At 73.3% G+C, this 12,827-nt stretch carries 13 protein-coding genes; 9 read left to right on the top strand and 4 right to left on the bottom strand.

All coding sequences use genetic code 11. The annotated features are described in order from the left end of the window. The first annotated feature begins 236 nt into the window (after positions 1-236). The 3 genes from ACQEUU_RS34305 to ACQEUU_RS34295 are packed head-to-tail and all read left to right on the top strand — an operon-like array spanning position 237 to position 4,400. Positions 237-1,388 carry an alpha/beta hydrolase family protein gene (locus ACQEUU_RS34305; protein WP_433073913.1) on the top strand — a complete coding sequence of 384 codons (1,152 nt, stop codon included), beginning with the start codon at positions 237-239 and terminating at the stop codon, positions 1,386-1,388. 32 nt (positions 1,389-1,420) lie between these two features. Beyond that, a complete protein-coding gene (locus tag ACQEUU_RS34300; protein ID WP_433073910.1) occupies positions 1,421-2,416 on the top strand; it encodes a cyclase family protein in 996 nt (331 codons plus the stop codon). A 25-nt stretch (positions 2,417-2,441) separates the two neighbouring features. Beyond that, positions 2,442-4,400 carry an AMP-binding protein gene (locus ACQEUU_RS34295; protein ID WP_433073907.1) on the top strand — a complete coding sequence of 653 codons (1,959 nt, stop codon included), beginning with the start codon at positions 2,442-2,444 and terminating at the stop codon, positions 4,398-4,400. Between the two features lie 72 nt (positions 4,401-4,472). On the opposite strand, the gene ACQEUU_RS34290 is transcribed toward ACQEUU_RS34295, so the two are convergent. From ACQEUU_RS34290 to ACQEUU_RS34280, 3 genes are read right to left on the bottom strand one after another with little or no spacing between them, the layout of a single operon-like run. Further along, positions 4,473-5,405, bottom strand: a complete 933-nt coding sequence (locus tag ACQEUU_RS34290; protein WP_433073904.1) for an NAD-dependent epimerase/dehydratase family protein — start codon at positions 5,403-5,405, stop codon at positions 4,473-4,475. A 46-nt stretch (positions 5,406-5,451) separates the two neighbouring features. Beyond that, positions 5,452-6,219, bottom strand: a complete 768-nt coding sequence (locus ACQEUU_RS34285; protein ID WP_433073901.1) for an SDR family NAD(P)-dependent oxidoreductase — start codon at positions 6,217-6,219, stop codon at positions 5,452-5,454. Next, positions 6,216-7,169, bottom strand: coding sequence for an alpha/beta hydrolase (locus tag ACQEUU_RS34280; protein WP_433073898.1), 954 nt, complete (start codon positions 7,167-7,169; stop codon positions 6,216-6,218). The genes ACQEUU_RS34285 and ACQEUU_RS34280 overlap by 4 nt, the downstream gene beginning before the upstream one ends. Positions 7,170-7,344: 175 nt before the next feature. Between ACQEUU_RS34280 and ACQEUU_RS34275 the strand changes: the two genes are divergently transcribed. Then, positions 7,345-7,797 (top strand): pyridoxamine 5'-phosphate oxidase family protein, encoded by a 453-nt coding sequence (locus ACQEUU_RS34275; RefSeq protein ID WP_433073895.1) that lies wholly within the window; start codon positions 7,345-7,347, stop codon positions 7,795-7,797. A gap of 41 nt (positions 7,798-7,838) precedes the next feature. Here ACQEUU_RS34275 and ACQEUU_RS34270 read toward each other — a convergent pair whose 3' ends face one another. Further along, on the bottom strand, positions 7,839-8,780 hold the full coding sequence (locus ACQEUU_RS34270) for an LLM class flavin-dependent oxidoreductase (RefSeq protein WP_433073892.1): 942 nt from the start codon (positions 8,778-8,780) through the stop codon (positions 7,839-7,841). 152 nt (positions 8,781-8,932) lie between these two features. Here ACQEUU_RS34270 and ACQEUU_RS34265 point away from each other — a divergent pair, with 152 nt between their 5' ends. From ACQEUU_RS34265 to ACQEUU_RS34245, 5 genes are all read left to right on the top strand, one after another. Beyond that, positions 8,933-9,400, top strand: a complete 468-nt coding sequence (locus ACQEUU_RS34265) for an FAS1-like dehydratase domain-containing protein (RefSeq protein WP_433073889.1) — start codon at positions 8,933-8,935, stop codon at positions 9,398-9,400. After that, positions 9,397-9,807 carry a MaoC/PaaZ C-terminal domain-containing protein gene (locus ACQEUU_RS34260; protein WP_433073886.1) on the top strand — a complete coding sequence of 137 codons (411 nt, stop codon included), beginning with the start codon at positions 9,397-9,399 and terminating at the stop codon, positions 9,805-9,807. The genes ACQEUU_RS34265 and ACQEUU_RS34260 overlap by 4 nt, the downstream gene beginning before the upstream one ends. A 26-nt stretch (positions 9,808-9,833) precedes the next feature. Further along, positions 9,834-10,823 carry an aldo/keto reductase gene (locus ACQEUU_RS34255; RefSeq protein WP_433073883.1) on the top strand — a complete coding sequence of 330 codons (990 nt, stop codon included), beginning with the start codon at positions 9,834-9,836 and terminating at the stop codon, positions 10,821-10,823. A gap of 127 nt (positions 10,824-10,950) precedes the next feature. After that, positions 10,951-12,147, top strand: coding sequence for an ABC transporter substrate-binding protein (locus tag ACQEUU_RS34250; RefSeq protein WP_433073880.1), 1,197 nt, complete (start codon positions 10,951-10,953; stop codon positions 12,145-12,147). Positions 12,148-12,224: 77 nt separating this feature from the next. Then, the gene (locus ACQEUU_RS34245; RefSeq protein WP_433073878.1) at positions 12,225-12,710 is read left to right on the top strand and encodes a VOC family protein; all 486 of its coding nucleotides are present in this window, start codon (positions 12,225-12,227) and stop codon (positions 12,708-12,710) included. Positions 12,711-12,827: the final 117 nt, after the last annotated feature.

The following is a 12,827-nucleotide window of genomic DNA, read 5'->3' as shown; positions in this document are numbered from 1 at the left end:
ATCAAGTGGTACGGGCCGTCCAAAGTCAATAGCTTCGCGTCATTTAATGGCTCTTGGGCGTTATATACCCATAAATGATCACCTGGACGGCTCAGTCCGCCGCCAGCCACCCATCGTGCCTCCCCGGCGTGCTCCGGGCGTCACCCGGACCGCCTTCCCCGAGGCGCCCACGGCCATAACGAGGGGGGTAACGCGGGACGGGTGAGGTGGCTCGCGGAGCCTTTCGCCCACCGCACGTGAACGGAGCCCCTCAGGTGTTCTACTACTTCCCGGACAACTACATGTGGTCCTCGGCCTTCAACCTCGCCCTGATGGCGGGCGGCTCGCTCGGCGAGATGCACCGGTGGCTCGCTCCGCTGCGCGACGGCGAGCCCGAGGCCGAGGCCTGGGGCAAGGCCTGGGAGGGCATGGCCGGACAGCAGGAGGAGCAGGCCGCCAGAGACCTCCAGGCGGGGCTGCGCCGCAGCGCCGGCCTGCGCTACCTGCGCGCCTCGATCTACCACGCCAGCGGCGAGCGGCAGATCGCGCCCGGCCCCGAGAAGGCGGCCAGCTACCGGGCCGCGCTCGCCGCGTTCGAGAAGGCCGTGGAGCTGGCGCCGCTGAACGTGGAGCGGATCGAGGTCCCCTCGCCCGACGGCGTCCTGCCCGGCTACCTCATCCCCGCCCGCACCGCCGAGCCCGCCCCCGTGGTGATCTTCTACGGCGGCTTCGACGTCACCAAGGAGATCCTCTACGGCTTCGTCGAGGAGGAGTTCGTCCGCCGCGGCATCACCTGCCTGGTCATGGACAGCCCCGGCGTGGGCGAGCCGCTCCGGCTGCGGAACGTGCCCTCCCGCCCCGACTACGAGGTCCCCACCGGCGCCGTCATCGACTATTTGGAGACCCGCGCCGACGTCGACGCCGACCGCGTCGGCGTCATGGGCATCAGCCTCGGCGGCTACTACGCCCCGCGGTCGGCCGCGTTCGAGCCGCGCGTCAAGGCGTGCACCGCCTGGGGCGGCATCTGGGACTGGGGCGCCACCTGGGAGAAGCGCTGGGCCACCCGGTCCAAGACGGTCTCGGTGCCGTGGTTCCAGCTCCCCTGGGTGATGGGCACCGACACGATGGAGGCCGGGCTGGAGCGGGTCAAGCAGTGGACGCTCGTCGACGTGCTGCCCAGGCTCACCCAGCCGCTGCTGATCGTGCACGGCGAGAACGACCGCCAGGTCGCGGTCGAGGACGCGCACAAGGCGTACGAGGCCGCCGGCTCGGCCGACAAGACCCTGCGGATCTTCACCGTCGCGGAGGGCGGCGCCGAGCACTGCCAGACGGACGAGCCCGACCCCGCCCGGCAGCTCATCGCCGACTGGTTCGCCCAGCGCCTGGGCACCCCGCCCGCGCAGTCCTGAGTCCCGTTCCGCCACGATGGGGAGACATTGACGTGAGCACCGACACGACCGCCGGGGAAGGCGCGGCGCGCGCCACACGCGGCAAGGTGACGCTGGACGACGTCCACGCCCTGTGCGAGCGCTACCGCACCTGGGGCAAGTGGGGCCCCGACGACCAGATCGGCACGCTGAACTACATCGAACCGGAGATGGTCGTCGCCGCGTCGGCGCTCGTCCGGCAGGGCAAGGTGATCTCCTGCGCGCTGCCGTACGACGGCGACGGCCCGCAGAACGGCTGGGGCGGCCGGGTCAACCCGATCCACCTCATGCTGCAGGACGGCGGCGACGCCGCCATCGGCGCCCAGGACCACATGGCCCGGCTCCGCTACGCCGACGACGCCGTCTACATGCCGCTGCAGTCGGGCACCCAGTGGGACGCCCTGTCGCACGTGTTCTACGACGGCAAGATGTACAACGGCTTCGGCCAGGAGCACGTCTCCAGCACCGGAGCAGGCAAGTGCGGCATCGAGCTGACCACCGAGAAGGTCGTCGGCCGGGGCGTGCTGCTCGACATCCCCCGCCACCGCGGCGTGCCGTGGCTGGAGCCCGGCCAGGGCATCGACAGCGCCGAGCTCGCCGCGTGCGCCGAGGCGCAGGGCGTCACCGTCGGGCGCGGCGACTTCGTCCTCGTCCGTACCGGGCACATCGCCATGTGCCGGGCGCGAGGCTCGTGGGGCGACTACGCGGCAGGCGACGCGCCCGGCCTCTCCCTCGACTCCGCGCACTGGATCTGCGGCAACGAGATCGCCGGCGTCGCCACCGACACCTGGGGCATGGAGGTCCGGCCCAACGAGACCGACGAGATCTTCCAGCCGGTGCACATCGTGCTGCTCGTCAACGCGGGCCTGCTGATCGGCGAGATCTTCGACCTGGAGAGGCTCGCCGACGACTGCGCCGGCGACGGCGTCTACGAGTTCATGTTCGTGGCCGGGCCGCTGCCGTTCACCAGGGCGGTCGGCTCCCCGCTGAACCCGCTGGCGCTCAAATGACCCCGCGCGTCCTCCGGAGACTGCTGTGAACGTCGACGAGCTGAACCGGCTCCCCATCGCCTGGGAGCCGGACCCCGCCGCCTTCCCCGGCACCCCGCTCGGGCGGATGGCCGCCCGGCACGGCCTCACCTCGGTCGACGAGGTCGCCGCCCGCGCCGCCGCCGACCCCGAATGGTTCTGGGCCGCCGCCGCGGACGACGTCGGGCTGCGCTGGCGCCGGCCGTACGAGCAGGTCCTCGACCTGTCCGACGGCCCCGCGTTCCCGCACTGGTTCAAGGGCGGCGGGCTCAACTGGGCCGACTACGCCGTGGACCGCTGGATCGACGAGGGCCGCGGCGGCGCCGAGGCGATCGTCTGGGAGGGCGACGACGGCGCGGTGCGCACCCTGACCTACGCCGAGCTGAAGGAGCGGATCGACCGCGCCGCAGCCGTGTTCGCCGCGCGCGGCGTCGGCGTCGGCGACGTGGTCGCGCTGTTCCTGCCGATGGTGCCGGAGGCCGCCGTGGTCATGCTCGCCGCGGCGAAGATCGGCGCGGTCGTCGCCCCCTTCTTCAGCGGCTTCGGCCCGGCCCCCGTCCGCGAGCGGCTGCTCGACTCCGGGGCGAAGCTCATGGTCACGGCCGACGGGTTCGAGCGGCGCGGCAAGCTCGTGCCGCTCAAGGAGACCGCCGACGAGGCCGCCGCCGGCGTCCCCGGCCTGCGCACCGTGCTCGTGGTCCGCCGCCTCGGCCGCGACGTCCCCCTCGTGCCCGGCCGCGACGAGTGGTGGGACGAGGCGACCGCCGCCGCCGAGCCGATGACCGAGACCCCGGTCTTCGACGCCGAGACGCCCTGCGTGCTGCTGTACTCCTCCGGCAGCACCGGCCGGCCCAAGGGCTGCCTGCACACCCACGCCGGGCTGCCGTTCAAGTTCGCGCAGGAGGCCAGGCACGGCTTCGGCATGGACGCCGGCGAGCGCCTCATGTGGGTCACCGACATGGGCTGGGTCATGGGCGCCTACGTGGTGACGGCCGCCTTCACCAACGGCGGCACCGCCGTCCTGTACGAGGGCACGCCCGACCATCCCACCCCGGACCGGCTGTGGTCCGTCGTGGAGCGCCACCGCGTCACCGCCCTCGGCGTCTCCCCCACGCTCATCCGCGTCCTCGCCGGGCTCGGCGACCGGTGGCCGGACGCCCACGAGCTGCCCGACCTGCGGGTCATCTGCAGCACCGGCGAGCCGTGGAACCTGGAGCCCTGGTGGTGGTGCTTCCGCCACGTCGGCAAGGGCCGCACCCCCATCGTCAACATGAGCGGCGGCACCGAGTGCGGCGCCTCCATCGTGAGCGGCTCCGTGCACCGCCCGATCAAACCGGCGGGCTTCTCCGCCCCCTCGCTCGGCATGGCCGCCGACGTCTTCGACCCCGGCGGCCGCTCCGTCCGCGGCCAGGTGGGCGAGCTCGTCGTCCGCGCGCCCTGGCCCGGCATGACCAAGGGCCTGTGGGACGGTCCCGAACGCTATCTGTCGACCTACTGGAGCCGCTTCCCCGGCAACTGGCGGCAGGGCGACTTCGCCTACGTCGACCCCGACGGCCACTGGTTCCTCCTCGGCCGCTCGGACGACACCATCATGCTCGCCGGCAAGCGCGTGGGTCCGGCCGAGATCGAGTCCCTGCTCGTGGACGACCCCGCCGTCGTGGAGGCCGCCGCGGTGGGCGTCCCCGACGACCTGAAGGGCGAGGCCCTCGTCTGCTTCGTGGTCCTCACCGGCGACGCCGACCCGGCCGAGGTCCTCCCCCGGCTGGAGGAGTCGATCGTGGCCCGCGAGGGCAAGGCCACCCGGCCCAAGGCCGTCCACGCTGTCGCGGCCCTGCCGAAGACCCGCAACGGCAAGGTGATGCGCCGCGTCGCCCGCGCCGTCTACATCGGCGCCGACCCCGGTGACGTCACCGCCCTGGAGAGCCGGGAGCCGCTGACCGGCTTCCCGCGCCGGGACGACGTCTGACCAGGCTGCTCCTGATCCGCCACGTGGAAACCCCGCGCCGCCGTTCCCGGCGGCGCGGGGTTCCGCGTGAGGTCAGGCGGTCTGCGAGCGCTTCTCCGCGACGATGTCGGCCAGCGCGTCCTCCAGGGACCAGCGGGTGGCGTAGCCGTAATCCCGGCGGAAGAGGGAGTCGTCGAAGTTCATGGGCCAGCGGTGGCCGGAGTCGCCGGGCTCGATGACGGCGCCCGGGATGAGCTTGCGGGCGACCTCCACCATGTCGCCGACGCTCCGGTAGTCGCCGCGCACGTGGTAGACGGGGCTCGACGGGGCCGGGCCCTGGCTGGCGCGGACGAACGCGTCGGCGGTGTCGTGGATGTAGACCATGTTCATCATCGAGCCGGCGTGGTAGGCGGGCCTGCCGGGCTCGCCCGCGAGGGGCTTGGTGACCAGTTCGTCGATGAGCCGCCGGGCGGTGCCGATGAGGCAGGCCGCGCCGTAGGCCAGACCGATGCGGATGGAGGTGTTGGCGACCCCGAGGGTGCGCAGGTAGTACTCCCCCATGGTCTCGCCGAAGATCTTGCTGCCTTCGTAGACGTCGCCGCCGTGGATGCGGGCGTCCTCGGCGATCGGGTGCGCGGGGTCGTGGTGGGCCGGGCTGAACAGGGCGGCGCTGCTGGCCAGGACGGTGCGGGTCACGCCGAACAGGCGGGCTGCTTCCAGGACGTTGTAGGTGCCCACGATGTTGGACTGGATGCACTGGCCGCGCTGGGCGGCGGAGCGGTCGTGCAGTTCGGCGGCCAGGTGGATCACCCGGTCCACGCGGTGGCCGCTCACCAGGTCGGCGACGAGGGAGAAGTCGGTGACGTCGCCCTCGACGGCGGTGAGGGCGGACGGGTCGGGGGCGGCCGGCTCGCGGGCCCACTCGGGGCGGCGGTCGAGCGCGACCACCCGGTGGCCGTCGCGCAGCAGCCGGTCGACGACGTACGAGCCGATGAATCCGGTGGCGCCGGTGACCAGGTAGGTCATGGGGGTTCTCCTGATGGCTGGTGGTACGGGGTTGCTCGGGTGGTCGTCAGGTGCCGGGCCGGTAGCCGCCGTCGATCTGCAGCGCGGTCCCGGTGATCGATCGCGCCGCGTCGGAGGCCAGGTAGGCGAAGGCCGCCGCGGTCTCCTCCGGCTCGATCATGCGGCCGAGCGCCATCGACGCGGCGTAGCGCCGCTCCAGGTCGGCCAGGTCGAGGTCCGCGGTCGCGGCCTCGAAGATGCCGGTGCGGGTGGGGCCGGGCACGACGGCGTTGACGCGGATGCCGTCCCGGCCGTACGCGGCGGCCAGGGAGCGGGTCAGGTGCAGGACCGCGGCCTTGGCCAGGCCGTACGCGGGGAAGGCGGGGGTGGGCCAGAGCGCGGCCGCCGAGGCGGTGTTGAGGATGACGCCGCCGCCGTTGTCGCGCATGCGGGCCACGGCGGAGCGGCAGCCGTGCCAGACGCCGCTGACGCAGACCCGCCAGACCAGGTCGAACTGCTCGTCGGCGTCGTCGGCGTCCAGGGGGCCGCCTGCGATCACGCCGGCGTTGTTCACCGCGATGTCGCAGCGGCCGAAGCGGTCCATCGCGACCTGGAACGCGCGGTCCACCTGGTCCGGGTCGCGGACGTCGGCGCGCTGGAAGACCACCGTCGTGCCGGCGGGGTCGATCGCGGCGGCGACCTCGGCCGCGGAGTCGGCGAGGTCGGCGAGCACGACGCGCGCGCCGTCGGCGGCGAAGCGTTCGACGGTGGCGCGGCCGATCCCCGAGCCGCCGCCCGTGACCACGGCCACCCGGCCGTCGAGGGGCGCGGTCATGACCCCGCCCCGGACGGCAGGTGCTCGGCGAGGAACGCGCCGGCCAGGTCGGCGGTGGTGTCGGCGAGCTCGCCCATGGGTCCGCCGTGGCCGCCGCGCGGCAGCAGGTGCAGCACCTTGGGCTCGCCGGCGCGGGCGTGCAGGGCCAGCGAGTGCTCGGCCGGGATGACCGTGTCGTCGCTGGTGGTGATCAGGCACAGGGCGCGGGGGGCGATCGCGGGGACCAGGCGCTCGGGTGAGAAGTCGAGGGCGAGGCGGGCGTTCTCCAGCGGGTAGCCCTCGGGGTAGGCGGCGGCCATGAGCGCGGCCTCGGCGTCGGCGGCCGGGCTCGGCGGCAGCGGCATGAGCGTGCCGAGCGGCACCCGCTCGCCGGCGCCGGTCCGCGCCCGTTCCGCCTCGTCCCCGGCGATCCGGGCGAGGAAGGCGGCCCAGGCGTCGGGGCCGTGCAGGCCGGTGTGCAGGTCACGCAGCCAGCGCCGCCCGTCGGCGAGCGGGACGAGGGCGACGCACGCGCGCAGGCGCTCGTCGGCGGCCGCGGCGGCGATCGCGACGGCCCCGCCGAAGCTGGCGCCCATCACGCCGAGCGCGGAGCCGTCGATCTCCGGCCGGCCGGCGAGGTAGGTGGCGGCGTTGGAGACGTCGCGGACCTGCTCGTACGGGTCGCAGCGGAGTCTGGCGCCCTCGCTGCCGCCGAAGCCGCGATGGTCGAGGGCGAGCACGGCGTAGCCGCGCCGGGCGAGCCGCCCGGCGAGCGGCAGGACGCGGAAGTTCACCGCGCCGCTCCAGCCCTGGCCGGCGACGAGGGCGGGCAGGGCTCCCGCCCGTTCGCGGGGCGTGACCAGCACGCCGCGCAGCCGCAGTCCGTCACTGTAGAAGTGCACGATCTCGGCGTCGACCCGCGGGCCGTCCGGGAGGTCGAGCCGGATCTCGTTGTCGGCCGACACGATCATGGTCGAAGGGCTCCTGTCCGCATGAAGGGGGTGCTCGTCGATGAGGGGTCCACCGCTGGGGCGCTCATCGCTGACACGTAACGCGGCCCCCCATTACCTCCCGCGTTACGCCCGCGCGCCGCCGCGCCGGGGCATGCCGGGCGGTTGTAGTGGGCGCGGGAGAAAGGAGCCCGCCATGGGAAACAGGCCGCTGCCGATCGAGCCGGGCGAACGGCTGGACTACCTGCTGTCGAGGAAGAGCCTGCAGCTCGCGACGCTGGATCCGGACGGGGCGCCGCACCTGGCCACGATGTGGTTCGGCGTGCTCGACGGCGACATCGTGATGTGGACGCAGCGTACGTCGGTGAAGGCGCGCAACCTGCGGCACGACCCGCGCGTGGCGTGCCTGGTGGACTCGGGCGAGGACTACGGGAGCCTCAAGGGACTGTCGGTGACCGGTCGCGCGGAGCTCGTCGAGGACGACGAGGGGCTGCTGCGCATCGGGGAGGCGATCGTCTCGCGCAACTTCCCCGAGCCGGGCCGGCCCGACTACCGGGAGATGGCGCTGTCCGGCGCGCGGATCGGCATCGTGGTGCGCGCCGACCGCTGGGCGAGCTGGGACTTCGCCCGCACGGCCGGGCGGCGCTGAGCCGCCGTTCGGCCGGCCCTCGACGGCGCTGAGGCCGCCGGTCAGCCGGCTCCGTGTGAGGCCGCCAGCGCGGGCAGGAGCTCGCCGAGCACGGCGGCCTCGTGCCGGGGGGACTCGTCCAGCGGGTGCAGGATCAGGTCGGTGACGCCGAGCCGGGCCAGTTCGGCGAGCTGCCCGGCGCAGGTCGCCACGTCGCCGTGGACCGTGGCCTCGCGTCCCCCGTCGGGAGTCCCGTAGAAGCCGGCGAACCAGTCGTCGATCGTCCGGTGGGCGCGGGCGCGGTCGGGCTCGACCAGCAGGTAGACGCGCTTGGCGACGCTGAAGGAGCCGAGCGGCCGGCTTTCCTCCGCGGCGACCTCGGGCAGGCGGGCGGCCAGCTCGGCGAAGCGCGCGGTGGGCTGCCGACCGGCCGCCACCCAGCCGGAGCCGAGACGCAGCGCCCGGCGCAGCGCCGGGATCGACCCGCCGCCGACCCACAGCGGGGGCGGGGCGGCCGGGCGCGGGGTGATCGTGACGCCGGAGCACGGCCAGATGGGACCGTCGTGGGTGACGCCGGGCTCGGTCCACAGCCGGCGCACCACCGTCAGGAACTCGTCGAGGACCGCGCCCGGCCGGTCCGCCCACTCGCCCAGCCGGAGCGCGGGCCACAGGCCGCGGTCGCCGCTGCCGACGCCGACGACGAGACGGCCGCCGGCGAGGTGGCCGAGCGAGGCGAGCTGCTTGGCCGCCGCGACCGGGCCCCTGCCGGGCGCGACGAGGACGGCGATGCCGAGCCGCACGCGGGTCGTCCGCGCGGCGGCGAAGCCGAGCAGCGTGACCGGCTCCGGGGTGGGGACGCGGCCGGCGAGCTGGTCGAGCGTCCAGAGCGCGTCGACGGGCGCGGTCTCGACGGCGCCGAGCCAGGCGGCGATGGCGCCGGGGCCGGCGGTGGCCAGGCGCAGGGGCAGGTTGAGCCCGATACGCGGGCGTGGCGGAGCGGACACGGGGACCTCCTCGGCGAGGGCGTCGCCGTCGCGGACAGAGGGCGGCCAGCGTGCCGGGGTCGCCGTTACCCGCGACGTTACGAACCCGGACCGTAACCCCGGGGCGAACGGCGGAGCGGGAAGGTCACGGACGACAACCAGGAGGCACGAGCATGGCAGTCGAGCGGTTCCCGGTCGAGGGGGGCCACATCATGATGTTCGCGCGGGCCGTCGGGGATCCCCACCCCGCCTTCCACGGCGCGCTCACCGGCACTCCGGCGATCGCCCCGCCCACGTTCGTCTGGGCGGCCGACCACTACGACCCGGACAGCGCCGTCCGCCCGAAGCCGGGCGAGCCCTGGATGGGGTCGGGCGCGACGCCCTCCGGCGTGCCGGCGGGCGAAGGGCAGGGGCTCGGCCTGCACGCCGAGCAGCGGTACGAGTACCACCGGCCGGTCCGGGAGGGCGACGTGCTCAGCGCGGTGGACCGCCCGGGCAGGACGTGGCGGAAGGAGGGGCGCCGGGGCGGCGCGCTCACCTTCACCGAGCGGATCACCGAGTACCGCGACCAGCACGGCGAACCGGTCGTCACCGCGACGATGGTGATGGTGACCACGTCCACCGCGGTGGCCGGCGGATGACGGCCGTGGCGGCGGGCGCGACCAGGGAGCTGGTGCTCGTCCGGGATCTGACGCGGACGCGGATCGTCCAGTACGCGGGGGCGTCGGGCGACTTCAACCCGGTGCACACCGACGAGCGGTTCGCCGTGGAGGCGGCCGGCTACCCGTCGGTGTTCGCCCACGGCATGCTCACCATGGGCATGGCGGGCCGGGTGCTCACCGGCTGGTTCGGGCCCGAGTCGCTGCTGCGCTACGAGGCGCGCTTCCGCGCCCAGGTGTTCCCGGGGGCGTCGCTGACCGCCCGCGCCCGGGTGGAGTCGGTGGACGGCGACGGGACGGCGACGGTCTCGCTGACCGTGACCGACGGACAGGACGTGGTGGTGATGACGGGGAACGCCGTCGTCCGCGCGTCCGCCGATGCGAAATGACCTCCGCGGAACGAGGAGACGTTGTCATGCCGGATGAGAGAGCGTTGATCGGCCGTGTCGGCTTCGGCAGCGGCACCATGATCGCGCAAGGGTACGGCCGGGTGGACGAGGACGCCGCCCGGGGCGCGGTCGAGGCCGCGTACCGGGCGGGGGTGCGGTTCTACGACACGGCGCACTTCTACGGCTCGGGCCGCTCGGAGGCGATCGTCGGCGAGATCCTCCAGGGCCGGCGTGACCAGGTGCGGCTGTGCACCAAGGGCGGCGTGCGGTACACCGACCCGGCGAACCTGCTGACGCTGGTCCGCGACTCCTCCTACGACGCGCTGCGCCGGTTCATGGAGGAGTCGCTGACCCGGCTGCGCACCGACCACGTCGACGTCTACCTGCTGCACCAGTTCGATCCCGCGCTCACGCCGGAGCAGCAGATGGAGAACCTGCAGCGGCTCAAGGACGAAGGGCTCGCCCGCGACGTCGGCTTCTGCAACTTCGGCGCGGAGGCGAGCAGGCGGGCGCTGGCGACCGGCATCCCGACGGCGGTGGAGTACAGCTTCAGCCTGCTGGACCACCGCTACCTGAACGAGCTCGCGGACGCGGGCGCGCGGGGCGCGCTGCGCATCACGTACGGGTCGTTCGTGCACGGGCTGCTGTCGGAGGACTTCGCCGAGGACCACGAGTTCGAGCCGGACGACTGGCGTGGCCGGAGCCGGCGCGAGGGCCGGTCCGGCACGTCGGGCAACGTGTTCTTCGCCGGGGACGCGTTCGCGGCGAACGTGGCGATCGCCCGGCGCCTGCGCGCCATCGCCGGCTCGCTCGGCATCTCGCTCGCCGCGTTCGTGCTGGCCCTGACCGTGCGCCGGCCGTACTCGGATGTCGCGCTGTTCGGCTGCCGCACCGCGGCGGAGGTGGAGGACGGCCTGCGCGGGCTGCCGCTCGCCCTGGACGACGCGACGCTGGCGCGGGCCGAGGAGATCCTGGCGAGCGCGAACCGCCCGGCCGAGAACCTGCTCGGCCTGTGAATCCCCACTGCGGTGGCCCAGCGTAACGGACCCGTTAACGAGGCTTCCGCAGTATCTGGACCCCTGACGCATCGCCGTCACGTTGCAGGTGGCTCCGCCTGAGTCATCCACCCCCCGAGAGGTTGATATGCGAACGAGTAAACCGCGCAAGAGCAGGCTCGGCATCATTCTGTGCACGGCGCTACTGGCGGCGGCGTGCGGCTCCGGCGGGGGCGAGAGCGGCGACTCGGCGCAGGCGGGCGGCCTGCCGGCCACCGTCAAGGTCGGCGTCCCGCTCGACCTGAGCGGCGCGGCCGGCATCGCGGGCGTGGGCACCAGCGAGCGCGACGGGGTGCGGCTCGCCGCCAAGGAGATCAACGAGACCGCCTTCCTGGGCGAGACGAAGATCGAGCTCGTGGAGATCGACACCAAGGCGGACAAGCAGGAGGCCGTGCAGGCGGTGCTGCGCCTCGCGGCGGACCAGGTCGACGCGGTCGTGGGCTTCACCCTCACCCCGTCGTTCCTGGCCGCGGGCCCGCAGCTCCAGCAGAACGGCATCCCGACGATGGCGGTCGGGCTCTCCGCGGCGGGCGTCACTGAGGTGGGCGACTACATGTTCCGCCTCTATCCGGACATGGCGAACGTGATGCCGCCCGCCGACAAGGAGTTCGCCGAGACGTTCACCGGTCTCAAGACCGCGGCCTACCTGTACCAGAGCGACTCCGAGGCGGCCAAGATCGTCATCGGCAAGCGCAAGGAGGTGCTGGAGGGCATGGGCATCTCGACCGTCGGCGAGGAGACCTTCGTCGGCACCGACACCGACGTGCGGGCCCAGCTCACCAAGCTCAAGCAGGCGAACCCGGACGTGCTGGTGACCATGCCGCTGCCCGGCATGATGAGCACGATCTATCTGCAGCTGGACGAGATCGGCTACGACGGCCCGGTGTTCATGGCGCCGGACGTGAGCGACGCCACCATGGAGCAGGCGGGCAAGGCCATGCAGTGCTTCGTGTACGTGACCGCCTGGAACGGCCAGAGCACCGAAGGGAACAACCCGCACTTCCTGGACTACTGGCAGCAGCATGGCGAGAAGCGCTCCGCCACCGTGTTCGAGGCGGCCGGTTACGCGTCGCTGTGGTCGATGGCGCACGCGTTCAAGGCGGCGGGCAGCACCGACAAGAAGGCGGTCCGGGACGCGCTCGCCGGGCTGAAGGACATCGACTCGCCGTTCGGCAAGATCGGCTTCACCGAGAACCGCGCCGCCAGCATCAAGGGCACCAAGCTGCAGATCGTGGACAGCAAGATCCAGCTGTTCGACCCGCAGACCGCCGCCTCCTGTAAGTAACCACCACCGGGAACGCCCCGGCACGCCACCGGCGTGCCGGGGCGCCGCCGTTCCCGCACGGAGAAAGGACTCCCACGATGACTCTGGGCATCACCCACCTCGTCCACGCCAACGTGGTCTGCACGGACTTCGACCGGTCGTTCGACTTCTACACCCGCGTGCTCGGCGCCCGCCTGCTCGGGCAGGTCTTCGCGTTCGACGCCGGGGCGGACTTCCAGGCGATCCTGGACGTCACCGGCTCGGTGCGCTGCAAGGCCGCGCTGCTCACCTGGAGCGACGACGACGCCGCCACCTACCTCGACCTGCTGTGCTTCCTCGACGAACGCGGCGAACCCGTCCACCGCACGGCCAGGCAGCCCGGCCTGGCCCGGCTGGGCCTGCGCGTCCGGGACCTGGCGGCCACGCTGGCCCGGCTGCGCGAGCACGGCGTGCCGGTGACCGCCGGACCGGTCACGCTCACCCCCATGCCGGGCCGGCACCGCCACGTGCTGACGATCCGCGACCCGGACGGGACCATGCTCAACCTCATGGAGTTCCCCGAACTCGCCTCCGGGCGGGGATAACGGCCTGATCCGTCCCCTGATCGGGGTGGCGGGACACGTAACGGCGGCGATAACGAGCGGGCGACACGCTGGGCACCGATCTCGTCACACCACAGTCAGCCTGACCCCCAAGGCTGT

Source organism: Nonomuraea sp. CA-218870, assembly GCF_050936535.1.
Lineage (GTDB): Bacteria > Actinomycetota > Actinomycetes > Streptosporangiales > Streptosporangiaceae > Nonomuraea > Nonomuraea corallina.
Note: the sequence above shows the minus strand (reverse complement) of the source record. Positions and strands in the feature narration are given on the sequence as shown.